Origin of the sequence: Curtobacterium sp. SP.BCp, from assembly GCF_051903255.1 — a bacterium.
Taxonomy (GTDB): domain Bacteria; phylum Actinomycetota; class Actinomycetes; order Actinomycetales; family Microbacteriaceae; genus Curtobacterium.
Genome location: NZ_CP194338.1, coordinates 387,768 through 408,975 on the forward strand (window position 1 = coordinate 387,768; position 21,208 = coordinate 408,975).

General features: G+C 73.0%; 24 protein-coding genes. 18 read left to right on the forward strand and 6 right to left on the reverse strand.

Annotated features, from left to right (window positions below):
- Positions 1-93 precede the first annotated feature (93 nt).
- Genes ACRQ4C_RS02060 through ACRQ4C_RS02070 form a run of 3 tightly spaced genes read left to right on the forward strand, consistent with a single transcriptional unit; the run spans position 94 to position 3,043 of the window.
- Positions 94-1,593: an MFS transporter gene (locus ACRQ4C_RS02060; protein WP_439689897.1), complete on the forward strand. Its 1,500-nt coding sequence runs from the start codon at positions 94-96 to the stop codon at positions 1,591-1,593.
- Positions 1,583-2,137, forward strand: coding sequence for a TetR/AcrR family transcriptional regulator (locus tag ACRQ4C_RS02065; protein WP_439689898.1), 555 nt, complete (start codon positions 1,583-1,585; stop codon positions 2,135-2,137). The genes ACRQ4C_RS02060 and ACRQ4C_RS02065 overlap by 11 nt, the downstream gene beginning before the upstream one ends.
- Before the next feature lie 3 nt (positions 2,138-2,140).
- Entirely contained in the window at positions 2,141-3,043 is a 903-nt protein-coding gene (locus tag ACRQ4C_RS02070; protein ID WP_439689899.1) for an aminoglycoside phosphotransferase family protein, read from the forward strand.
- Positions 3,044-3,052: 9 nt separating this feature from the next.
- On the opposite strand, the gene ACRQ4C_RS02075 is transcribed toward ACRQ4C_RS02070, so the two are convergent.
- Positions 3,053-3,694 (reverse strand): TetR family transcriptional regulator C-terminal domain-containing protein, encoded by a 642-nt coding sequence (locus tag ACRQ4C_RS02075; protein ID WP_439689900.1) that lies wholly within the window; start codon positions 3,692-3,694, stop codon positions 3,053-3,055.
- A gap of 51 nt (positions 3,695-3,745) precedes the next feature.
- Here ACRQ4C_RS02075 and ACRQ4C_RS02080 point away from each other — a divergent pair, with 51 nt between their 5' ends.
- Positions 3,746-4,297, forward strand: coding sequence for a GNAT family N-acetyltransferase (locus tag ACRQ4C_RS02080; RefSeq protein ID WP_439689901.1), 552 nt, complete (start codon positions 3,746-3,748; stop codon positions 4,295-4,297).
- Here ACRQ4C_RS02080 and ACRQ4C_RS02085 read toward each other — a convergent pair.
- A complete protein-coding gene (locus tag ACRQ4C_RS02085) occupies positions 4,267-5,085 on the reverse strand; it encodes a polysaccharide deacetylase family protein (RefSeq protein ID WP_439689902.1) in 819 nt (272 codons plus the stop codon). The two genes, ACRQ4C_RS02080 and ACRQ4C_RS02085, sit on opposite strands and share 31 nt — an antisense overlap.
- Positions 5,086-5,334: 249 nt before the next feature.
- Between ACRQ4C_RS02085 and ACRQ4C_RS02090 the strand changes: the two genes are divergently transcribed.
- The 6 genes from ACRQ4C_RS02090 (at position 5,335) to ACRQ4C_RS02115 (ending at position 9,629) form a co-directional block, all read left to right on the forward strand.
- Positions 5,335-6,525 carry a zinc-dependent alcohol dehydrogenase gene (locus ACRQ4C_RS02090; RefSeq protein WP_439689903.1) on the forward strand — a complete coding sequence of 397 codons (1,191 nt, stop codon included), beginning with the start codon at positions 5,335-5,337 and terminating at the stop codon, positions 6,523-6,525.
- A gap of 16 nt (positions 6,526-6,541) precedes the next feature.
- Positions 6,542-7,618 carry an NAD-dependent epimerase/dehydratase family protein gene (locus ACRQ4C_RS02095; protein WP_439689904.1) on the forward strand — a complete coding sequence of 359 codons (1,077 nt, stop codon included), beginning with the start codon at positions 6,542-6,544 and terminating at the stop codon, positions 7,616-7,618.
- 79 nt (positions 7,619-7,697) lie between these two features.
- Positions 7,698-8,009, forward strand: coding sequence for an SHOCT domain-containing protein (locus ACRQ4C_RS02100; RefSeq protein ID WP_439689905.1), 312 nt, complete (start codon positions 7,698-7,700; stop codon positions 8,007-8,009).
- Positions 8,006-8,527: a hypothetical protein gene (locus ACRQ4C_RS02105; RefSeq protein WP_439689906.1), complete on the forward strand. Its 522-nt coding sequence runs from the start codon at positions 8,006-8,008 to the stop codon at positions 8,525-8,527. The genes ACRQ4C_RS02100 and ACRQ4C_RS02105 overlap by 4 nt, the downstream gene beginning before the upstream one ends.
- Before the next feature lie 9 nt (positions 8,528-8,536).
- Positions 8,537-8,956 (forward strand): DUF6314 family protein, encoded by a 420-nt coding sequence (locus ACRQ4C_RS02110; RefSeq protein ID WP_439689907.1) that lies wholly within the window; start codon positions 8,537-8,539, stop codon positions 8,954-8,956.
- Positions 8,957-8,960: 4 nt separating this feature from the next.
- A complete protein-coding gene (locus tag ACRQ4C_RS02115; protein ID WP_439689908.1) occupies positions 8,961-9,629 on the forward strand; it encodes a pentapeptide repeat-containing protein in 669 nt (222 codons plus the stop codon).
- Here ACRQ4C_RS02115 and ACRQ4C_RS02120 read toward each other — a convergent pair.
- Complete coding sequence (locus ACRQ4C_RS02120) at positions 9,614-10,618, reverse strand: NAD(P)/FAD-dependent oxidoreductase (protein WP_439689909.1); 1,005 nt, start codon at positions 10,616-10,618, stop codon at positions 9,614-9,616. The genes ACRQ4C_RS02115 and ACRQ4C_RS02120 overlap by 16 nt on opposite strands.
- A gap of 66 nt (positions 10,619-10,684) precedes the next feature.
- Here ACRQ4C_RS02120 and ACRQ4C_RS02125 point away from each other — a divergent pair, with 66 nt between their 5' ends.
- Positions 10,685-11,293: a helix-turn-helix domain-containing protein gene (locus tag ACRQ4C_RS02125; protein ID WP_439689910.1), complete on the forward strand. Its 609-nt coding sequence runs from the start codon at positions 10,685-10,687 to the stop codon at positions 11,291-11,293.
- Here ACRQ4C_RS02125 and ACRQ4C_RS02130 read toward each other — a convergent pair.
- Together ACRQ4C_RS02130 and ACRQ4C_RS02135 are read right to left on the reverse strand one after the other, a co-directional pair.
- Positions 11,290-11,985 carry a hypothetical protein gene (locus ACRQ4C_RS02130; protein WP_439689911.1) on the reverse strand — a complete coding sequence of 232 codons (696 nt, stop codon included), beginning with the start codon at positions 11,983-11,985 and terminating at the stop codon, positions 11,290-11,292. The two genes, ACRQ4C_RS02125 and ACRQ4C_RS02130, sit on opposite strands and share 4 nt — an antisense overlap.
- Positions 11,986-12,130: 145 nt before the next feature.
- A complete protein-coding gene (locus ACRQ4C_RS02135; protein WP_290133050.1) occupies positions 12,131-13,120 on the reverse strand; it encodes a LacI family DNA-binding transcriptional regulator in 990 nt (329 codons plus the stop codon).
- A gap of 94 nt (positions 13,121-13,214) precedes the next feature.
- On the opposite strand from ACRQ4C_RS02135, the gene ACRQ4C_RS02140 reads away from it, so the two are divergent.
- From ACRQ4C_RS02140 to ACRQ4C_RS02155, 4 genes are read left to right on the forward strand one after another with little or no spacing between them, the layout of a single operon-like run.
- On the forward strand, positions 13,215-14,480 hold the full coding sequence (locus ACRQ4C_RS02140; RefSeq protein WP_439689912.1) for a sugar ABC transporter substrate-binding protein: 1,266 nt from the start codon (positions 13,215-13,217) through the stop codon (positions 14,478-14,480).
- 5 nt (positions 14,481-14,485) lie between these two features.
- Entirely contained in the window at positions 14,486-15,526 is a 1,041-nt protein-coding gene (locus ACRQ4C_RS02145) for a carbohydrate ABC transporter permease (protein WP_290133048.1), read from the forward strand.
- Positions 15,523-16,437 (forward strand): carbohydrate ABC transporter permease, encoded by a 915-nt coding sequence (locus ACRQ4C_RS02150; RefSeq protein WP_290133047.1) that lies wholly within the window; start codon positions 15,523-15,525, stop codon positions 16,435-16,437. The genes ACRQ4C_RS02145 and ACRQ4C_RS02150 overlap by 4 nt, the downstream gene beginning before the upstream one ends.
- Positions 16,434-18,374 (forward strand): amylo-alpha-1,6-glucosidase, encoded by a 1,941-nt coding sequence (locus tag ACRQ4C_RS02155; RefSeq protein WP_439689913.1) that lies wholly within the window; start codon positions 16,434-16,436, stop codon positions 18,372-18,374. Before ACRQ4C_RS02150 ends, ACRQ4C_RS02155 begins: the two co-directional genes overlap by 4 nt.
- Positions 18,375-18,576: 202 nt before the next feature.
- On the opposite strand, the gene ACRQ4C_RS02160 is transcribed toward ACRQ4C_RS02155, so the two are convergent.
- Positions 18,577-19,134: a hypothetical protein gene (locus ACRQ4C_RS02160; RefSeq protein WP_439689914.1), complete on the reverse strand. Its 558-nt coding sequence runs from the start codon at positions 19,132-19,134 to the stop codon at positions 18,577-18,579.
- Positions 19,135-19,332: 198 nt separating this feature from the next.
- Here ACRQ4C_RS02160 and ACRQ4C_RS02165 point away from each other — a divergent pair, with 198 nt between their 5' ends.
- The 3 genes from ACRQ4C_RS02165 to ACRQ4C_RS02175 are packed head-to-tail and all read left to right on the forward strand — an operon-like array spanning position 19,333 to position 21,154.
- Positions 19,333-20,118: a hypothetical protein gene (locus tag ACRQ4C_RS02165; protein ID WP_439689915.1), complete on the forward strand. Its 786-nt coding sequence runs from the start codon at positions 19,333-19,335 to the stop codon at positions 20,116-20,118.
- A complete protein-coding gene (locus tag ACRQ4C_RS02170) occupies positions 20,115-20,567 on the forward strand; it encodes a phage holin family protein (RefSeq protein WP_439689916.1) in 453 nt (150 codons plus the stop codon). Before ACRQ4C_RS02165 ends, ACRQ4C_RS02170 begins: the two co-directional genes overlap by 4 nt.
- Positions 20,564-21,154 (forward strand): DUF3618 domain-containing protein, encoded by a 591-nt coding sequence (locus ACRQ4C_RS02175; RefSeq protein WP_439689917.1) that lies wholly within the window; start codon positions 20,564-20,566, stop codon positions 21,152-21,154. Before ACRQ4C_RS02170 ends, ACRQ4C_RS02175 begins: the two co-directional genes overlap by 4 nt.
- Positions 21,155-21,208 lie beyond the last annotated feature (54 nt).

Sequence of the window (21,208 nt, forward strand, 5' to 3'; positions counted from 1 at the left end):
GGCCGGGAGGCACGACTCGCCTCCGGCGGGCCGCTCCTGCGAGCAGACTGTGCAGTCGGTACTGCCGACCAATTGGTCGGTTAGGCTCGCGGTGTGACAGCGACCTCCTCCGTGCCCACCGTCCGAGCCACGCCGCGTGAGTGGGCGGCGCTCGGCGTCCTGACCCTCGCGGTCGTGCTGCTCGCGATCGACGGGACGGTCCTCGCGCTCGCGGTGCCGTCGCTGACCGCCGACCTCGGCCCGAGCGCCACGCAGCTGCTCTGGATCGGCGACGTCTACTCGTTCGCGCTGGCCGGGCTGCTGGTCACGATGGGCAACGTCGCGGACCGGATCGGACGGAAGCGCCTGCTGCTCATCGGGTCGGTCGCGTTCGGCCTCGCGTCGGCCGGGGCGGCGTTCGCGCAGTCGCCCGAGGTGCTCATCGCGGCGCGTGCGCTGCTCGGCATCGCGGGCGCGACGCTCATGCCGTCGACGCTGTCGCTGGTCCGGACGATCTTCCGCGACGCCCGGCAGCGCACGACCGCGATCGCCGTCTGGTCGGCCGGTGCGACGGGCGGTGCGGCCGCGGGGCCGCTCGTGGGCGGTGCGCTCCTCGAGCACTTCTGGTGGGGCTCGGTGTTCCTCATCAACCTGCCCGTCATCGTGGTGATCGTGGTCGCGGGGGCCGTGCTGCTGCCGGAGTCGCGGGGGAGCGCGCGGAACCCGATCGACCTGCTCTCCGCCGCGCTCTCGGTGCTCGCGATCGTGCCGCTCGTGTACGCGGTGAAGCACCTCGCCGGGCACGGTCTCGACTGGACGGTCGGCGCCGGGGTGGTCGTCGGCGTGCTCGCCGGCTGGTGGTTCGTGCGACGGCAGCGACGGCTCGTCACACCGCTCATCGACCTGCAGCTGTTCCGCATCCCGGCGTTCAGCGGGGCCGTGGTGGCGAACTCGCTGTCGGTCTTCGCGTTCAGTGGCCTGCTGTTCTTCTTCTCGCAGTACCTGCAGCTCGTCCGGGGCTTCACCCCGCTGCTCGCCGGGGCGGCGGAGCTCCCCGCGACGCTCGCGTCCATCGCGGTGATCGCGGTGGTCGGACTGCTCGCGCGGCGGGTCGGCCCGGGGCGGTCGATCGGACTCGGGCTCGCCGTGGCGGCGCTCGGCATGGCGGGACTGGCGTTCGCCGAGGGGCTCCCGACCTACGTCGGGATCGCGGTCGCCCTCGCGGTCGTCGGGCTCGGCGTCGGGGTGTCGATGACGCTCGCGACCGACGCCGTCGTCGCATCAGCGCCCCGCGAGCGTGCCGGTGCGGCGAGCGCGATCTCGGAGACCGGGTACGAACTCGGCGTCGCGCTGGGCATCGCGGTGCTGGGCTCGCTGCAGACCGCCTTCTACCGCGGTGCGCTCGACCCCGACGCCCCGTCGGCGGTCCGGGAGTCCCTCGCGAGCGCAGCGCAGGCCCTCGACCCCGCGTCGCCGCTCCTCGTGCACGCCCGTGAGGCCTTCACCGGTGGCATGCAGCTCGCGTCGGTGTGCGCGGCGGTGATGCTCGCGGTCGCCGCGGTCATCGCGCTCCGGGTGATCCCGAACCGGCAGGATGGACCGCATGAGCACTGACCGCGATCGCGAGCGCACCCGAGCGGCCGTCCTGGAGTCGGCCGAGCGGCTGCTCACCGAACGCGGAACCCGGGTGAGTGTCGCCGAGGTCGCCGCGGACGCAGGGGTGTCGAAGAGCGGCCTGCTCCACCACTTCCCGTCGAAGGACGCGTTGCTCCTCGCGGTCGCCGAGCACGGACTCGCGACGTTCAAGGCGGAGGTGTTCCGGCACGTCGACCTCGCCGAGAACCGGCCGGGCAAGGTGCTCCGCGCCTACGTCCGGACGCTGTGCGGCGGCAGTCCCCGGGCGATGGCGGTGTTCTCGCCCTCGACGCTCTGGACCGGGCTGACCGCGGTGCCCGGGATGGGGCCGATCACGGCGGCGGACGCGGAGGACTGGCGTGGGACCTTCGCGCGCGACGGGCTGCCCGAAGCGCGTTCGCTCGTCGTCCGGCACGCGGCCGAGGGGCTCGCGGCGGCCGCGGGGATGCCGCCCTACCTCGACGAGCGCGAACTCGCCGTCGCGCGGGACGCCCTGCTCGACCTTGCCGAACCGGACGCGTGACGCATGTCCACCGACGCGCCCCGCATCGACGCCGACCTCGTCCGACGGCTCGTGGCGACGCAGTTCCCCGAGTGGGCCGGACTGTCGGTCCGCGAGGTCGCGCACCAGGGATGGGACAACCGGACCTTCCGGCTCGGTGACGACCTGAGCGTCCGGCTCCCGAGCGCCGCCGGGTACGTGCCCGCGGTGGAGAAGGAACAGCGGGTCCTGCCGTACCTCGCTGCACGTCTCGACGTCCCCGTGCCGGAACCCGTCGCGCTCGGTTCGCCGGACGCCGACCACCCGTTCCCGTGGTCGGTGCGCCGGTGGCTCCCCGGCTCGGTGCTGATGGACGTGCCGGACCTGGACCGTGCCCGACTCGCGGCCGACGTGGCGACCGTCCTCGTGCAGTTGCGCGGCGTCCCCGTCGGTCCGGGGCTGGCCGCGGGAGCGCACTCGTTCCACCGTGGCGCACACCCGTCGCGCTACGCCGCCGAGGTGGTCGCCGCGCTCGACGCGCTCGGCCCCGGCGTCGATCGCCGTGCGTGCGAGGCCGTCTGGGGCGCCGCGACCCGCTCGACGTGGAGCGGCCCGCCCGTGTGGTTCCACGGCGACGTGGCTCCCGGCAACCTCCTCGTGGACGACGCCGGCCGCCTCAGCGCCGTGATCGACTTCGGGACGTGCGGCGTGGGCGACCCGGCGTGCGACCTCGTACTGGCGTGGACGTTCCTCGACCCAGACGCCCGCCGGGTGTTCCACGACGCGGTCGGCCTCGACGCGGGCACGTGGGCGCGGGCCCGGGCGTGGGCGCTGTGGAAGTCCCTCATCATGCTCGCCGGGAGCGCCGGACCCGGTGGTGCGGCCGAGCACCGTGCGGTCCTCGATGCGGTGCTCGCCGACCCGGTCACGCCGCCGGACGCGGTCTGACCGGGCTCGTCATCGCGCTGGGCCGGTGCGTCGGGTCAGTCCGCCGGGTCGGTCCGCCGGGTCGGGCTCCGGCGCGAGCGCCGCGCGCAGCACGACGTCGAGCGCGGCCGTCTGCCGCGCGGGCGCCCAGTGGTCCGGGTCGCCGGCAGCGAGTGCGGTGACGCCCTCGACCGCCGCACCGAGCGATGCCGCCCGGGCCGCGCTGGTGTCCGCGGGCAGGCCGGTCGCGGTGCCGATCAGTCGCGCGAGCCGCTCCGTGAAGGCCCGGGCGTTCGTGGCGTGCCGCTCGGCGAGGACCGGGTCGCCGAGCGCCGCAGCGAGGAAGCCGACCCAGACGCGGGCCTCCGCAGCGCGGTCGGCGTCGGTGGCGAGTGCCCCGAGGGCCACCGCACGGACGGCGGCAGCGGGGTCGGCAGCGGTCGACTCAGCCTGCTCGGCGCGTGCACGGGTGCGCTCGTGCAGGACGTCTCGGGCGTGCAGGAGCAGTGCGCGCTTGTCCGGGAACGTGTGCAGGACGAGCCCGGTGGTGCAGCCCGCCCGCTCGGCGACGGCGCGCAGGGTCAGCCCGGTGGGGCCGAGTTCGGCGATGGTCGTGAACACGGCGTCGGACAGGCGTGCGCGCTGCGCTGCGTCGTCGCGGGTCCGTGGCACACCGGAAGCGTAACAGGTGTTACCGTAACGATCGTCACGGAGAGGACCGCCATGCCACCGCTCGCCACGCCCTGGATCATCACGACGACGCCGTTCGACGACGCCGACGCCGACCGGCTCCGCCGTGCACAGCGCCGGGAGCTCGACGCCCGCTACGGCTCGAGCGACCACGAGCCGGGCGTACCGCCCTCGGCCGCGGACGTCCCGGTGTTCCTCGTGGCGCGGAGCGAGGACGGCACCGCGCTCGCGTGCGGCGGGCTCCGGCCGCTCGCCGACGACGTGCTCGGGCCCGGCGTGGTCGAGGTGAAGCGGATGTACACCGCCCCCGAGGCGCGGGGCACCGGGGTCGCCACCGCCGTCCTCCGAGCGCTCGAGGAGGAGGCCCGTCGGCTCGGTGCCACCCGGCTGGTGCTCGAGACCGGCACCGCGCAGCCCGACGCGATCCGGTTCTACCAGCGCGAGGGGTACGCTCCGATCCCGCTGTTCGGCGCCTACGTCGGTTCCGGCAACTCGGTCTGCTTCGGCCGGTCGCTCGACGCCGGAGCCGACGGCGCGTCCGGCGCGGCCGGTGCTCAGCGCGCGAACACGTCGTCGAGCGTGTAGGTCCCGAGGCGGCGCTGCCGGAGCAGGCGTCCGAGGCGAGGGAGCGCACCGATCGTCCCGGGGTGGTTCGCGTGCCCGATGACGATCCGACCGGCCGTGAACCACTGGTCGGCGAACCCGACGATCTGCCCCGCACCGATGTCCCCGGAGTCCGCGAGCGTGCCGTACCAGAGCAGCGGCGTCGTGTAGCCCACGCGCGCGGCTGCCGCGTCGACCCGGGCGTCGTGGTACCCGTACGGCGGCCGGAAGTACGGGCGCGCGTCCACGCCGAACGTCCGCTCGATGAACTCGTGGTTGCGCGTGAGCTCGTCCTCGATCGCCCGGTCCGACAGTCCGGTCAGGGCCGGGTGGTCCCACGTGTGGTTCCCGATCTGCACCTGCCCCGACGCCACCAGCGGCCGGAGGGCCGCGGCGTGCTCCGTCCACGACGGCCGCACCCCGTTGACGAAGAACGTCAGACGCGTGCCGGTCTCCCGTGCGAAGCGGACGTAGGCGCCGACGACGTCGGAGGACGCGCCGTCGTCGACCGTCCACGCGATCCCGGGGGTCCCCTCGGGCAGGCCCGTCACCGTCCCGGTCGGGAGCGGCTTCCGCGCGATCGCGGGCGGTGTCCACGTGGGGCTCGGCGTGGGCGTGGACACGGCGGTCGAGGTGTCGATGGCGATCGGCGAGCGCGACGGCTCCGACACACGACGGGGTGCGGTCGGCGAGCACGCCGACAGCGCCGAGGTGGCGAGCAGGGCACCGGCTCCGGCGAGCAGGGTGCGGCGGGTGGTGCGGTGGTCCATCCCCACCACCATCCGTCGTGGTCGGGTCCCGCACATCGCCTCGCGGAACGATCCTCCGGTGGCCGGTCGGCCATCGCGCGCCTGCTGTGCGTCGGCTCGCGGGCCGGTCTGGAGGCACGGGGCGCGTCCGGTGCGCGCCGCGCGTCGTGGACGCGGCTGGGAACGCGCCACGGGGCGGGCGGGTAGCGACGGGGCGGAGACGAGCCGTGCCTCCCGGCCGGCCCGAAGCGACCACGAGAGGAACGCGACGTGCGCGCACTGACCTGGCAGGGCACCGAGAAGGTGTCCGTCGAGACCGTCCCCGACCCGACAATCCAGGAGCCGACCGACGCGATCGTGCGGATCACGTCGACCGCGATCTGCGGCTCCGACCTGCACCTGTACCGGGTGCTCGGCCCGTACATCGACAAGGGCGACGTCCTCGGGCACGAGCCGATGGGCATCGTCGAGGAGGTCGGGTCCGGTGTCACGAACCTCAAGGTCGGCGACCGCGTCGTCATCCCGTTCAACATCTCGTGCGGCCACTGCTGGATGTGCCGGCACGGCTTCCAGTCGCAGTGCGAGACGACCCAGGTGACGGAGTACGGCTCCGGTGCGGCCCTGTTCGGGTACACGAAGATGTACGGGCAGGTCCCCGGCGGCCAGGCTGAGTACCTCCGGGTGCCGCACGCCGACTACGGGCCCATCGTGGTGCCGGAGTCCGGCCCGGACGACCAGTGGCTGTTCCTCAGCGACATCCTCCCGACGGCGTGGCAGGCGGTGCAGTACGCCGACGTGCCCAAGGGTGGCACGCTCGCGGTGCTCGGTCTCGGCCCCGTCGGACAGTTCGCGGCCCGCATCGGGAAGCACCTCGGCTACCGGGTGCTCGCCGTCGACCCCGAGCAGGTCCGGCGTGACCTCGGGGCGAAGCACGGCGCCGAGGTGTTCGACCTGTCCGACGACCTCGTGCCGCAGCTGGTCGACCTGACCGACGGCCGCGGACCCGACGGCGTCGTCGACGCGGTCGGCATGGAGGCGCACGGCAACCCCGTCGCCGGGTTCGCGCAGCGTGCCGCCGGGCTGCTGCCGGACAAGCTCGCACAGAAGGCGATCGAGACCGCGGGGGTCGACCGGCTCGCCGCCGTGCACACCGCCATCGACCTCGTCCGCCGCGGCGGCACGGTGTCGCTCAGCGGGGTCTACGGCGGGATGGCCGACCCGATGCCGATGATGACGCTGTTCGACAAGCAGATCACGATCCGCGAAGGGCAGTGCAACGTCAAGCGGTGGATCGACGACATCATGCCGCTCGTGCAGGACTCGTCAGACCCGCTCGGCACCCTCGACCTCACGTCGCACCGGGTGTCGCTCGAGGACGCACCGCACATGTACTCGGTCTTCCAGAAGAAGGAGGACGACTGCGTGAAGGTCGTGCTCGACCCCGCGACGGCGGCGGCGTGACCGGCGGGATCGTCTGATGCGGATCGTCGTCGTCGGGGCGACCGGGAACGTCGGGACCGCGCTCCTGCGTCGGCTCGCCGCCGCACGCCTCGCCGGGGAGTGGTCCGGCGCGGGCTCCGGTGACGGAGTCGGTGACGATGACCTGCAGGTCGTCGGTGTCGCGCGCCGGCTGCCGGACGCCCGGGTCGCCCCGTACGACGTGGCCGTGTGGCACGCGCTCGACGTCGGCGACCCCGGCGTCGTGCCGCAGCTCGCCGCCGTGCTGCAGGGCGCGGACGCCGTCGTGCACCTCGCGTGGGCACTCCAGCCGACGCACGACATCCCGGCCCAGCGGCGCACCGACGTCGACGGGCAGGCGCACGTCCTCGAAGCGGCGGTGCGGGCCGGCGTCGGACACGTCGTCATCGCCTCGTCCGTCGGGGCCTACCGCGGCGTGGACCCGGCGGGGAAGCGCACGCCCGTCGACGAGACCTGGCCCGCCACGGGCATCCCGACCGCGACCTACTCGAAGCACAAGGCTGCGAACGAAGCCGCCCTCGACGCCTTCGCCGCCGCGCACCCGACGATCACCGTGTCGCGACTCCGCCCCGGGCTGGTGTTCCAGCGGAACGTCGCGGCCGAGGTCCGGGGCCTGTTCCTCGGACACCTCGTCCCGATGCGCATCGTCCGCTGGGTGCGGTGGGCGGTGCTGCCCCTGCCGTACCCGTTCGTGTTCCAGGCCGTGCACGCCGACGACCTCGCCGACGCGTACTGGCGTGTCGTGGACCGGCGAGCGGCTGGAGCGTTCAACATCGCTGCGGCGCCCGTGCTCAACCCGCCGCGGATCGCCCGGGCGCTCGGCATGCGCGGGGCCGTCCGGATCCCGCTCCGGCTGCTCCACGGGATCGTCACGCTCACGTGGCGGCTCCGACTGCAGCCGACCGACGTCGGGTGGATCGACATCGCCGCCGGTGTACCGGTCATGCGCACCGACCGTGCGCGGTCCGAGCTCGGGTGGGAGCCGCGGTACACGGCGGAGGAGGCCCTGCGGGAGCTCGTGAGCGGGTTCACGGACGGGGCGAACGTCCCGGCGTCCGGTCCGCTGCGGGGTTGAGGTCGGGACCTCGTTCGCGGGGCAGCACGACCGGCACGGCGTCCACTACGGTCGGAGCAGTCCGACGAAGGGGGACCACGTGTTCGGAGACGAGATCGAGGTCGGCTTCGGTGCCTTCGGGGTGCTGTTCGGGATCGTCTCGGCGTTCATCGGCCTCGGGTTCGTGGCCATCGTCGTGACGATCGTCGTCCGCAGCAGCCGGATGGCGAAGCGCGGGCAGAACCCGTTCACGATGCAGGAGGACCTGGCCTACCAGGCGATGCGGAGCCAGACCCTCGCACCCGCGAAGTCGCTCGAGCAACGGCTCGCCGAGCTCGACGACCTCCACGCCCGCGGCGTCATCTCCGACGAGGAGCACCGGGCGGCCCGCGCGGAGGCCCTCGGCGGGTGAGCATCCCCGACCACGACGTCGAACCCGCCGCCGGGCCGCGGTTCTGGGCGGTCCTCCTCGGCGTCGTCGGGGCGGTTGCCGGCGTACTCGCGGTGATCGGCTGGCCGCTGCCCGTCGGCGGCGGACGGTACGGCGTCGACGAGGCCGCATGGGCGCGCACCGTGCACGGCGTCCAGGCCTGGTCCACGCACGAAGGCTGGCGGGTGTCCGGGTCGTCCTGGGTGTTCGGCGCGGCCGCGGCGGCCGCGCTGTCCGGTGTCGCCGCGCTCCTGCGCCCGTCGTGGCCGGACCGGCGGCGAAGGTTGCTGGTCGTCATGCCTGCTGGCACGCTGCTCCTCGTCGGGCCGGCGACGCAATGGGCCCTCGGCCTGCCCTGGTCGAACTACGGTGTCGGTTCGACGGCCGGCATCGCCGGCGGGCTGCTCGCCGCGGCCGCCCTGGTGGCGGTGGGCTCCGCAGTGTGGCTCGCGCTCCGTCGTCGCCCGCGTGCACCCGACGGTGCGGGTCCGCGGTCGTAGGGTGGACGGGTGCTGCAGCCGACGGACCTCCTCGGGGAGTGGGAACTCCGACGGAGCGTGGTCGACCGGCTCGCCGGCGTCGAGGGCACCGTCACGGGGAGCACGACGCTGTCCCTGACCGACCCGGACGAGGTGCGCTGGGACGAGTCCGGCACGATGACCCTCGACGGCCGCACGGTGCCGGTCTCGCGCACGCTGTCCGTCCGGCGGAGCGATGACGACGTGTGGACGGTGCACTTCGCCGACGGTCGCGTCTTCCACCCCTGGGTGTGGGGCACGTCCGTCGCCCACGCCTGCGCGCCCGACGACTACACGGGCGTCCTCGACGGCGACGCCGAGCGGTGGACCGTCCGCTGGGAGGCCCACGGCCCGGCGAAGGACTACACCCTCACCAGCGAACTCCGACGTCGGACGCGCGCGGCAGACTGAGCACATGGCCCGCAGAACCGACGGCACCGACGCCCCGCGCACCACCGTCCCGTCCCCGTCCGACCTCGAACCGTGGACGCCCGGCCCCGGCGACGTGCTGTCCGGCGACCGGATCGAGGGCAAGCGCATCGCGGTGCTCGACCTCGCCGGCGAGCGCCTGCCCGACGTCGAGCTCGAGGAGTCCGTCGTCGAGACCCTCCGCGCCGGCGACGCAGACCTCCGTGGGCTGCGGGTCCGGGACACCGTGGTCGAGGAACTGGACGCACCCGTGCTCCGCGTCTCGAGCAGCACCTGGCGCGACGTCCGGGTCACGGGCGGGCGCGTCGGGTCCGCCGAGCTCTACGACTCCGGGCTGAACGGCGTCGAGTTCGTCGGCATGAAGCTCGGGTTCGTGAACCTCCGCGGAGCGTCCCTCACCGACGTCGTCTTCCGCGACTGCGTGGTCGACGAGCTCGACCTCGCCGACGCGAAGCTGCTCCGGGTGGCGTTCCCGGGCACGCGGATCCGGGCGGTCGAGGGGACGAACACCCGGATCGAGCACGTGGACCTCCGCGAGGCCGACCTCGACCGGGTGGAGCGGCTCGAAGGCCTCCGCGGCGCGACGATCGGCACCGACCAGCTCTACACGCTCGCTCCGCTGCTGGCGGCGCAGGCGGGCTACCGCGTCGACTGAACCCGAGGCGAACCCGACCCCGACGCCGCCGCCGCAGCAACCGCCTCCGCGAGCTCCGCCTGCACGAGATCCCCGTGCACGGCCGCACCGACCGCCGTCCCCGCAGCGGCGGACGCGATCACCGTCGCCATCGGCGCGGTCACGTTCCCGGCCGCGTACACGCCACGCACCGCCGTCTGCCCGACCCCGTCGACCGTCAGCGCACTCCCGAACCGGTGGTCACCCACGACGAAGTCGGTGGCCTCCAGGCCGACCCCGGAGAGGAAGTCCACCCGCGCCTCGACCGTGCTCGCGGCGGCGAGGGCGTCGAGGGCCACGAACTCGCCGGACCCGAGGGCCACGCCGGTCAGTCGGTCGCCCTCGGACTCCACCGCCGCGACCGGCTGGCGCACGACCGTGATCCCGCGGGCGCGGAGACCTGCCAGAGCGGTGTCGTCGACGAGCGTCTCATCGGCGACGAACGCGGTCACGTCATCGCTCAGTGCGCGGAACACGAGGGCGTGGTGGGCACCGTTCGGGGTCGTCACGAGCACGCCGATGCGCCGATCGCGGATCTCCCACCCGTGGCAGAACGGGCAGTGCACGACCCCGCGCCCCCACTGCTCCGCGAGCCCCGGGACCTCCGGCAGGACGTCGACGGCGCCGGAGGCGACGACCAGCCTGCGTGCCGTCACGACCGCGCCCGAGTCGAACGTGACCGAGAAGCCGACGGCGTCGGTCCCGTCTCCGTCCGTGGCGGACGTCGCCACGATCCTCCCGGCCGTCACCTCGACGCCGTAGTCGGCGACCTCCTCGCGACCGACGCGACCGAGCTCCGCGGGTGACGCTCCCTCGCGCCCGAGGTAGTTGTGGATGCCTGCCGCGGGGGCGTTGCGGGGCTCGCCGGCGTCCACGACCAGGACCGAGCGCCGGGACCGGCCGAGGATGAGGGCTGCTGACAGGCCGGCGGCCGCGCCGCCGACGACGATGACGTCGAAGTGATCTCGCATGCCGACAGCATGCGCAACGCGACTGCCGATCAGCAAAGAACGTTGCCGTCATGGCAACATGGCGTCATGGCACACGACCGGGAGGCACGGATCGCCCCGCGCACGACGGCCGACGTCGTCGAGGCGGTCGGTCCACGACTCCGCGCGCTGCGCGGGCGACGCGACGTCACGTTGGCGGCGCTCGCCGCCGAGACCGGGATCTCGGTGTCGACGCTCTCGCGGCTCGAGTCCGGGCAGCGCAAGCCGACGCTCGAGCTGCTCCTGCCGCTCGCGCGGGCGTACCAGGTGCCGCTCGACGACCTCGTCGGGGCGCCGCCGACGGGGGACCCGCGCGTGCACCTCAAGCCCGAGGTGCACGGCGGGCGCGTGGTCGTGCCGCTCACCCGGCGCACGGGTGGGGTCCGGTCGTTCAAGCAGCTCATCCCACCGGAACCCGCGAACACCGACCGGACGCTGCGGACGCACGAGGGCTACGAGTGGCTGTACGTGCTGTCCGGTCGGCTCCGGCTCCTGCTCGGCGACCGGGACTTCGACCTCGGGCCGGGCGAGGTCGTCGAGTTCGACACGCACACGCCGCACTGGGTGGGCAACACCACCGACGAGGTCACCGAGGTGCTCTGCCTGTACGGGCCGCAGGGGGAGCGGGCGCACATCCGGTCGCGCCCGGCCCGTTAGAAGACGTGCGCGACGACGTCGTCCAGCAGGCCCGAGGTCGACACGTTCGACTGCTGGACGTGGATGCCGACGTCGCCGCGGGTGAAGTAGGTGTCGCCGTCGGTGACGGGGTACTGCGCGTTCTGCGAGACCTTCTGGCAGCGGTAGCCGTACCCGTCGAGCGAGCAGTCGTAGCCCTGGAGCGCGCTCTGCAGGTGCGGGTACGCCGTCGTGGAGTCCACGACCGCGACGCGGATCGACAGGAAGGTGGTGTCCGCCCGAGGGTCACGCCAGACGCAGTACAGGGACTTCCCGTCGGGCTGCAGCACCGGCGTCAGGGCGTCCTTCGGCACCTCGACCGGGTCGCCGACGACGCCCGGGTCGTTCAGCGGCGCCGAGGCGAAGGCGTCGTCCCACCTGCCCGCGGTGATGAGTCCGGTGCAGGTGTCGGGGAGTGCCCCGGCGTCGTCGTCCACACCGGGGACCGGGGTGATCGTGGAGGTCGGGCGCGGGGTCGGTGCCGCCGAGGTCGGGCCCGCCGTGGCTGCGTCGGCGGTCGCGGTGGGCGTGCTGGTCCCGGAGAACGGACGCGCGGTGGGATCGGCTGCGGTCGTGGGTGTGCATCCGGTCAGCGTGAGGACCGTGAGGAGCGCGAGTCCGATGCCCGTCCCGACCACCGACCCCGCCCCGACCTGTCGTTGCCTGCCTGCCATGACCGTCCCCTTGGTCGCTCGTGCACTCGATCGTCCTCGAGGTGCACGGTAGCCCCGGGTCCGGTCGTCCGGATCGCCGCCGGCGAGGTCGTCACCGAATCGTGTCCGGCCGGCCCGGACGGCGAGCATCAGCCGCGTGGCGGGGTCAGCCGCGCCAGACCACCCGCGGCGCGAGCAGGCGGTGGCCGGTCGTGGCCGGCAGGACCGAACGACCAGACCCCATCAGGAGCTCGACCGCCGCCGAGGCCGCCGCGTCCAGGGGCTGCTCGACGCTCGAGATCCCGACGGCCTCGGCGACCGGGGTGTCGTCGTACCCGACCACCGGCACCTCGGGTCCGAGGGCGAACCGGGCCCCGAGCGCGAGCGTGTCCGACGCGCAGACCACGGCGTCGAAGGCCGCCCCGTCGTCCACTGCCCGGGATGCGGCGGCCGCGGCCGCAGCGACGTCGTCCTCGCACGTGAGCGGCACGGGGTCGTCGTCGATCCCCGCTGCCGCCAGGGCGTCGCGCCAGCCGAGCCGGCGTTCGTCGCCCTGTCCGGATGGGCTCGGCCATCCGAGGAACCCGATCCGCCGGTGGCCTCGCGCGACGAGCCCGGCGGTCGCCTCACGGAGACCGGCCCGCCCGTCGACGTCGACCCAGGGGTGCGGGGCGTCGTCCATGTCCGGCACGCCCCACGGCCGGCCGAAGGTCACGAACGGCACGGCACGCTCGCCGAGCCATGCCGCACGCGGGTCGCCGTGGGCCGTGGAGGTCAGGACGAACCCGTCGACGTCCGACCCCTCCACGAGCCGCTCCATGTGTGCGAGCTCGTCGTCGAGGTCCGTCGCGGTGAAGAGCAGGATGCGCATCCCGCGTTCGTCGGCGCGCTCCACGAGGGCGTGGAGGAACCGGTCGAGGACCGCCCCGGAGATGCCGTGCACCGGCGGGAGTCGCACGCCGAGCGTGGAGCTCTGCCGCGTCCGGAGACGCCGGGCCGACGCGTGCGGCCGGTACCCGAGGTCGTCGATCGCGGCGCGGACGCGGGTGAGCGTGTCCGGCCGGACGACCTCGGGCCGGTTCAGCGCGTTCGACACCGTCTGCCGGGACACACCCGCGGCAGCGGCGACGTCGGCGACGGTGGCTGGTTGGGACACGGGGTTCACGCTAGCGCGTCGAGGGTGTACCGTGGACGCGTTTGATCGATCAAATTTGAACGATCGAACCCAACTCGACGAGGAGTCCTCCCTGATGCAACGACGCACAGCACGCAAGCTGACCGCCGGCGCGATCGCGCTGACCGCGGCCCTGACCCTCTCCGCCTGTGGCTCGGGCTTCTCCGGCTCCGGCGGTTCCGGCGGCTCCGGTGACGCCGGGAAGCTCACCTCGAGCGACAAGGCCCTGACCGTCCTGATCGGCTCGTCCGGCGACGCCGAGACCGCTGCGGTCAAGAGCGCCGCCGCATCGTGGTCGAAGTCGTCCGGTACGAAGGCCACCGTGCAGGCCGCCAACAACCTCGACCAGCAGCTCGCCCAGGGCTTCGCGTCCGGCAAGCCCGCGGACGTCTTCTACGTCAGCACCTCGTCGCTGGCGGGCTACGCCTCGAACGGCTCGCTCCTGGCCTACGGCGACCAGCTGCAGGACAAGGGCGACTTCTACCCGACCCTCACGAAGTCGTTCACCCTCGACGATCAGCTCTACTGCGCGCCGAAGGACTTCTCGACCCTCGCGCTCTTCATCAACAAGGCCGACTGGAAGGCCGCGGGGCTCACCGACGCCGACGTGCCGACGACCTGGGCCCAGCTGAAGTCCGTGTCCGAGAAGCTCACGCAGGACGGTCGCGTCGGACTCGCCGTGAGCCCGCAGGTCGAGCGGCTCGGGGCCTTCATGGCGCAGGCCGGCGGCGCGCTGACCAACAGCGACCAGACGAAGGCCACGGTCGACTCTGCCGCGAACGTCGAGGCGCTCGACTACGTCAAGGGCCTGCTCGACGACGGCTCGATGAAGTTCTCGAGCGACCTCGGCGAGAGCTGGGGCGGTGACGCGTTCGGCAAGAACAAGGCCGCGATGACGATCGAGGGCAACTGGCTCACCGGCGCGATGTCGTCCAGCTACCCGAGCGTCGGCTACGAGGTCGCGAAGCTCCCCGCGGGGCCGAAGGGCGCCGGCACGCTGCAGTTCACCAACTGCTGGGGCATCGCGAAGGACTCCCCGAACCAGAAGGCCGCGCTGTCCTTCGTCGAGAAGATGGTCGGCAAGGACCAGCAGCTCGCGTTCGCGAAGGCGTTCGGCGTCATGCCCTCCGTCGAGTCGGCCGCGGGCACCTGGAAGCAGGAGTACCCGCAGTACGCGCCGTTCCTCGACCAGGCCGGCGACGCGGTGGGCCTGCCGACGAAGAGCGGGACGGCCGACGTCATCGCGGACATGGACTCGAAGCTCGGCACACTGAGGAGCACCGACGTGAAGACGCTGCTCGAGGGCGTCCAGAAGAACATGTCCGCCGCGCTGCAGGGCTGACCGACGTGTCCCGGAAGAACCGCGGCGAGACCGTCTCCGGCTGGCTGTTCACGGCACCCACGGTGATCGTGCTCGGCCTGTTCCTCCTCGTCCCCGTGGTCATGGCCGCGTGGGTGAGCGTCTCGGACTGGCGCGGCGTCGGCAGCCCGTTCTCGTCCGGCGTGCAGTTCGTCGGCGGGCAGAACTACGCGAAGATCCTCGGCGGGGGCGGCCTCGACGAGCAGAACTTCGGCACCGCCCTGCGGAACAACCTCTGGTACGTGGTGTTCGTCGTGCCGCTGCAGACCGCCGTCGCGCTCGGTCTGGCCGTCCTCGTGAACGGTCGGGCCCTGCGCGGCCGCGGGTTCTTCCGGACCGCGTTCTACTTCCCCTCGGTGACGAGCTCCGTCGCGATCACGGTGCTCTGGCTGTTCCTGTTCTCGTCCACCGGTGCCGTCAACGCGATCATCGGGTGGATCGGGGTGAAGGGGCCGAACTGGTTCAACGAGCCGACCGGCATCTTCCAGCTCGGAGGGGGCAACCCGCCCGCCTTCCTCGCCGACCACACCGCGCTCGGCATCCCGTGGTCCGAGTGGCTCGCCGGGCCGTCGGTGGCGATGACGGCGTTCATCCTGCTGGCGGTGTTCACGACGAGCGGCACCTTCATGCTGCTCTTCATCGCGGCGCTGCAGAACCTGTCGCACGACGTCGACGAGGCCGCGATGATCGACGGCGCCGGCGCGTGGACGCGGTTCTGGCGGGTCACCCTGCCGCAGCTGCGCCCGACCCTGTTCACGGTGCTGACCCTCGGGCTGATCGGGACGTGGCAGGTGTTCGACCAGATCTACACGGGCACCAGGGGTGCGCCGGCGAACACCACCATCACCCCGGCGTACCTGTCGTACTCCACCGCGTTCGGGAGCCAGCAGTGGGGCGTCGGTGCGGCGATCGCCTTCATCCTGTTCGGCATCATCGTCGTCTTCGCGCTGCTGCAGCGCTGGGCGCTCCGCGAGCGTCCCGTGTCGCGGCGCCGCATGCGCTGGATCGAGCAGGGAGGTTCACGATGACCGCCACCTCCACCCGGCCGGGAGGCGCGGTGCCCGACCTCCGCGCCGCCACCGTCACGCAGTCGCCCGGCCCGGGCCGGCGGCCGCGTCGGCTCACCGGGCGCGGGATCGCCCTGCTCGTCGTCGGCGCCGTCATCGCCGTCGTCTACCTGCTGCCGTTCTACGTCGCGATCGTGAACGCCTTCAAGACCGACCAGGACGCATCGCTGCACCCGCTGGCGCTCCCCGCGACGTGGACCGGTGCCGCCTTCCGCACCCTGTTCGAGAACTCGGACTTCGGCGTGTGGGCCATGAACTCCGTCATCGTCGCGGTCTTCGTGACGCTCGGGCGGATCTTCTTCGACTCGCTCGCCGGGTACGCGCTGGCACGCCTGCGGTTCCCCGGTCGGCAGACCGTGTTCGCGCTCATCATCGCGGTGATGGCGGTGCCGAACGTCGTGCTGCTCATCCCGAAGTTCCTCGTCATCAACCAGCTGGGCATGTACGACTCGTACTCGGGCATGATCATCCCGCTGCTCGTCGACGCCGCCGGGGTGTTCATCATGAAGAACTACTTCGAGTCGATCCCCGCGAGCGTCGAGGAGCAGGCGAAGGTCGACGGTGCCGGGGTGTTCCGCACGTTCTGGTCGATCGTGCTGCCGATGGCACGACCGGCCGTCGTCACCATCACGATCCTGTCGTTCCAGGGTTCGTGGAACGAGCTCGCGCACTTCATCGTCTCGACCTCGTCGCCGAGCCTCACGACCCTGACGAAGGGCGTCGCGTCGCTCGCGTCCGGGGCGCTGAGCGCGGGCAACCAGTACCCGATCAAGCTCGCCGCCGCGTTCGTCATGACGATCCCGGTCGCCGTCGCGTTCTTCGTCTTCCAGAAGCGCATCATGAACTCCAGCGAAGGGGCGGTCAAGGAATGACCACCACGTCCACCAGCACGCCCACCACGACCGCCGAGGCCCACGTGACGCCCCTGCAACCGCTGCTCCACGACGAGGTCGTCGTGCTCGCCGCACCGACGCAGGCGTGGTCCGACCGGAACGGCGCCGTCGGCACGAACCCGGTCCACGGCTACTGGACCGGCGACCAGCGCGTGGTGTCCGCGGTCGGCGTGAGCGTCACCGGTTCGGACCTCGAGCCCGTGTCCGTCGCCCCTGCCTCAGCGCGCGAGGTGGTGTTCTCGGCGCTCCTCCGCGGACTCGACGCTCCGGGTGCCGACCCCGACGTCCGACTCGACCGCCGTCGCACCGTCCGGACCGACGGCGTGCGCGAGACCCTCCGGATCGAGGACCGTCTCGCGTCCTCGGCGGCGGGGACGGACGGCCGCACGCTCGAGGTCGTGGTCCGGATCACGCCGGACGCGAGCGGCATGGACGCGGTGAAGGGGGGCGGCGCCCCCGCGCCGGTGCCGGCCGTCCTCGCACCGGACGCCGACGCTGTCGGGGTGCGCCGTGCCTCCTGGACGGCCGGTTCGGTCGACGTGACGCTCGACGCCCCCGGAGCCGACGTCGGGCTCGACGACGGCGACGTCGTCCTCACCTGGCGCGTCCCACGCGCCCGGATCACCGAACTCGGCTGGGACTGCGCGGTCGTCGCGCCCGACGCCGTCGTCGGCGGCGCGACCACACCCGTGACCTTCTCCGCGCCGGACGGAGTCGCGGACGACCGACTGCGACGCTGGCTCGTGCGGGCGGCCGAGGACCTCGACGCCCTGCGGCTCACGAGGCCGGAGGGCGAGTTCCTCGCGGCCGGTGCACCGTGGTTCTTCACGCTCTTCGGCCGCGACTCGATCTGGGCGGCGCGCTTCCTGCTGCCCGTCGACACGTCGATCGCCGGCGGGACGCTCCGGGTGCTCGCCGCGCTGCAGGGCACCCGGACCGACTCCGCGACGGCCGAGCAGCCCGGCAAGGTCATGCACGAACTCCGCCAGGCGACCCTCGCGATCGACAACGACGAGCTCTCGCTGCCGCCGCTGTACTACGGCACCGTCGACGCCACCGCGCTCTGGGTCTGCCTGCTGCACGACGCCTGGCGAGCCGGGCTGCCGGACACCGAGGTCGAGGCGCTGCTCCCTGCGCTCGAACGGGCCCTGGCGTGGATGCGAGACCACGGTGACGACGACGGTGACGGGCTGCTCGAGTACGTCGACGAGACCGGCCGCGGCCTGGCGAACCAGGGCTGGAAGGACTCCGGCGACAGCGTCCAGTGGCGCGACGGCACGCTGGCGGAGGGGCCGATCGCGCTCTGCGAGGTGCAGGGCTACGCGCACGAGGCAGCCGTCCACGGCGCGGACCTGCTCGACGCGTTCGGGCGGACCGGCGGCGACGGCTGGCGGGCGTGGGCCACACGGCTCGCGGAGCGCTTCCGCGAGGCGTTCTGGGTCCGCGACGAGGTCGGACCGTACCCGGCGATCGCCCTCGACGCCGCGAAGCGCCCGGTCGACTCCGCCACGAGCAACATCGGGCACCTGCTCGGCACCGGGATCCTCAGCCCCGAGGAGGAAGCTGTCGTCGCCGCCCGTGTCGTCGCCCCGGACATGGCGAGCGGGTTCGGCCTGCGCACGCTGTCCACCACGGCCGCCGGCTACTGGCCGCTGAGCTACCACGGTGGCACCGTGTGGGCGCACGACACTGCGGTCGTCATCAATGGGCTCGTCCGGTCCGGCCACGGGGCCGAGGCCCGGGTGCTCGCCGAGCAGCTCCTCGCCGCGGCGGTCGCGTTCGACTTCCGGATGCCCGAGCTGCACGCCGGGGACGCGGCGGACGAGGTGTCCCGTCCGGCGCCGTACCCCGCCGCCTGCCGGCCGCAGGCGTGGAGCGCGGCCGCGGCGTTCCCCGTGTGGGTGGCGCTGCGCTGACGGCGGGCCGGGCGGGGCCAGGCCGCTGCCGGATAGCGGCTCCCACCTGCGCCACCATGCGCTCGGCGCGTGATGTATCATCCGACTGCGCGTGGCAGTAGCTGCGCGAAGTAGGCCTGGCAGTCTTCCGGACGGTACGACGAGCCAGGCTCGCGCTCTTTCCGGGCAGGATTCACCCGGTCAGGACTCACCCGGTCAGGACTCACCCGATCAGGCGAACGCGCCGCCGGGTGATCGGCGCGAACCGCCGCCGCCGGTCGCCTCCGGCGTGGTGGGCCCAGGCGAGTGCATCGGCGATCCAGAGCACGGGCTCGGCGTGCGCGTCCTGGTGTCCGTACCGGACGTCGCCGACGACGCGCTGGAGCTCGCTGCGGATGATCCGACGATCCCACGCCTCCACGGACTCGTCCCGCTCCAACACGACGAGGGCCACCCCGCCGTCGACCGCATCGCGCACGAGGCGACGGAGACACGCGGTCCGTGCCTCCTTGTCTGACATGCCCTTCGCCGAGTAGACGACCCCCACGACCGGTTGCTGGAGCAACGGTCCGGTGAGCCCGCGGCGTGACGATTCGCTCTCCCTCGTGAAGTGGAGGCGTCGCTGACCCGGTCGGCACAGTGCGCGGAGTCCTCGACGGACCTCGGCCAGGAGTTCCGGTCGGACCTCGACTGCGGCGAGGTGGTACCCCCGACTCTTCGACTCGTCCACGAAGACGTGGGAGCCGCGCGTGAACACTGGATCGCCGATGTGCATGGTCAACGTGCCTACCCGACGCTCCGTCGCAGCAGCGAACCATGTGGATACCGCCACGCCGTACGACATCCGGGTGCTCCCGCGCACCGTGGACAGCGGGACTGCGCTGCGCGGACGGTCTGGACCGGGTCGGAGCGGCGCGGGCGCACGGTCGGTCCCGAACCCGCGGGCGTCGTGCTCGCGGTACCGAACCGGAAGGCCACCATGACCACGAACCCACCCGGGAACGACTCCGGGACCCCGATCCACGACCGCACCGCTGCCGCCGACGGCCTGCCGAGCACCAGCCCCGACGCGCCGCAGACCTACGACCCGTTCGGCGAAGGCGCCGCGCAGCACGCCGGCCGGGGTGTCGACCCCCTGCTCGACGAGCCGCTCGACGCCCTCCCCGCCGACGAACAGCTGCCGGCGACGCCGAGCGCGGCCGGCTCCGCGGGCATCGGTCTCGCGAGCGGCGACGCCGGTGCGAGCAGCAGTGGCACAGCCGACGGCGCTACCGGCAGCGGGAAGGCTGACGCCGCGAAGGGTGCGGCCCAGGACGTCGCCGGCGACGCGAAGGACAAGGCCGCGAACGTCGCCGGGACCGCCAAGGAGCAGGCCGGCAAGGTCGCCTCCGAGGCCACGGACCACGCCAAGCAGCTCTACGGTCAGGCGAGCGAGACCCTCAAGTCGCAGGCCGCCGACCAGCAGCAGCGCGCGGCGTCGGGTCTCCGCGACATCGGCGAGCAGCTCGGACGCATGGCCGAGAACGACGACGAGCAGGGCATCGCCTCGAAGGTCGTGCGCGACCTCTCGCACCGCGCAGGCAGCGCCGCCGAGTACCTCGACGGCCGTGACCCCGGCTCGCTCCTCGACGAGGTGAAGTCCTTCGCCGCGAAGCGCCCCGGCACGTTCATCGCGATCGCCGCTGGCGCGGGCATCCTCGCCGGACGCCTGACGAAGGCGCTCGCGACCGAGGTCAAGCACGAGAAGGAAGCGGACGGCGCATGAGCCAGACGCCACCGAGCGCCCCCGGGACCCCGCTCGGCGAGCCGAGCCCGCAGGAGCGTGCTGCGACCACCCCGCTCGGCGAGCTCCTGTCGGACGTGTCGAAGGACCTGTCGAGCCTCTTCCGGCAGGAGGTCGCGCTCGCCAAGGCCGAGCTCACCGAGTCGGCGAAGAAGGCCGGCAAGGCGGGCGGGATGTTCGGCGGCGCCGCGATCACCGCGCTCTTCGCGCTCCTGTTCCTGTCGATCGCGGCGTGGTGGGGACTCGGGTACCTCATCGGCAACGCCTGGTCCGCCGTCGTGATCGCAGTGGTCTACGCGATCGTCGCGGCCGTCCTGGCGCTCCGCGGCCGCAAGGAGATCAAGGAGATCCAGGGCTCGCCGCAGACCGTCGAGACGGCCAAGGAAGTCCCCGAAGCACTCAAGCCCCACACCACCGGGAGGAAGTCATGAGCACCCCCAACGAGAGCCGCACCCCCGACGAGATCCGCGCGGAGATCGAACGCACGCGCGGCGAACTCGGCTCCGACGTCGACGCACTCGCCGACAAGGTCAGCCCGTCGTCCATCGCCCACCGCCAGACCGAGAAGGTCAAGGGGCGGTTCCAGAACGTCCGTGAGTCCGTGATGGGCGCGGCCGACTCCGCCCGCTCGAGTGCGTCGGGCTCGACCTCCGGCGTCGCCGACCACGCGAAGGACGTCGCGCACCAGGGCGTCGCGAAGGCCAAGGGCAACCCGCTCGCCGTGGGGCTCATCGCCTTCGGCGCCGGGTGGCTCGCGTCGTCGCTCATCCCGACGTCGGACAAGGAGGAGGAGCTGGCCGGCGAGCTGAAGGACAAGGCCGCTCCGCTCGTCGAGGACGTCAAGGAGCAGGCGAAGGACGTCGGCTCGCAGCTCGGCGACGCCGCGAAGGAGCACGCGCAGGACCTGCAGGGCACCGCGAAGGACGCGGCGCAGACCGTCAAGGACGAGGCACAGGGCGCCGCGTCCGACGTGAAGGACCACGCGCAGGGCGCGGCGCAGGACGTGCGCAGCAGCTGACGCGACCGACAGTCGGCCGGGAGGCCCGTGGCGGCGCCGCCACGGGCCTCCCGT

Coding starts and splice junctions, on each gene's coding strand:
- ACRQ4C_RS02155 (WP_439689913.1), top strand. CDS start 16,434: ATGACCACCACGTCCACCAGCACGCCCACCACGACCGCCGAGGCCCAC.
- ACRQ4C_RS02130 (WP_439689911.1), bottom strand. CDS start 11,985: ATGGCAGGCAGGCAACGACAGGTCGGGGCGGGGTCGGTGGTCGGGACG.
- ACRQ4C_RS02095 (WP_439689904.1), top strand. CDS start 6,542: ATGCGGATCGTCGTCGTCGGGGCGACCGGGAACGTCGGGACCGCGCTC.
- ACRQ4C_RS02165 (WP_439689915.1), top strand. CDS start 19,333: ATGACCACGAACCCACCCGGGAACGACTCCGGGACCCCGATCCACGAC.
- ACRQ4C_RS02150 (WP_290133047.1), top strand. CDS start 15,523: ATGACCGCCACCTCCACCCGGCCGGGAGGCGCGGTGCCCGACCTCCGC.
- ACRQ4C_RS02115 (WP_439689908.1), top strand. CDS start 8,961: ATGGCCCGCAGAACCGACGGCACCGACGCCCCGCGCACCACCGTCCCG.
- ACRQ4C_RS02120 (WP_439689909.1), bottom strand. CDS start 10,618: ATGCGAGATCACTTCGACGTCATCGTCGTCGGCGGCGCGGCCGCCGGC.
- ACRQ4C_RS02065 (WP_439689898.1), top strand. CDS start 1,583: ATGAGCACTGACCGCGATCGCGAGCGCACCCGAGCGGCCGTCCTGGAG.
- ACRQ4C_RS02070 (WP_439689899.1), top strand. CDS start 2,141: ATGTCCACCGACGCGCCCCGCATCGACGCCGACCTCGTCCGACGGCTC.
- ACRQ4C_RS02080 (WP_439689901.1), top strand. CDS start 3,746: ATGCCACCGCTCGCCACGCCCTGGATCATCACGACGACGCCGTTCGAC.
- ACRQ4C_RS02125 (WP_439689910.1), top strand. CDS start 10,685: ATGGCACACGACCGGGAGGCACGGATCGCCCCGCGCACGACGGCCGAC.
- ACRQ4C_RS02170 (WP_439689916.1), top strand. CDS start 20,115: ATGAGCCAGACGCCACCGAGCGCCCCCGGGACCCCGCTCGGCGAGCCG.
- ACRQ4C_RS02140 (WP_439689912.1), top strand. CDS start 13,215: ATGCAACGACGCACAGCACGCAAGCTGACCGCCGGCGCGATCGCGCTG.
- ACRQ4C_RS02085 (WP_439689902.1), bottom strand. CDS start 5,085: ATGGACCACCGCACCACCCGCCGCACCCTGCTCGCCGGAGCCGGTGCC.
- ACRQ4C_RS02175 (WP_439689917.1), top strand. CDS start 20,564: ATGAGCACCCCCAACGAGAGCCGCACCCCCGACGAGATCCGCGCGGAG.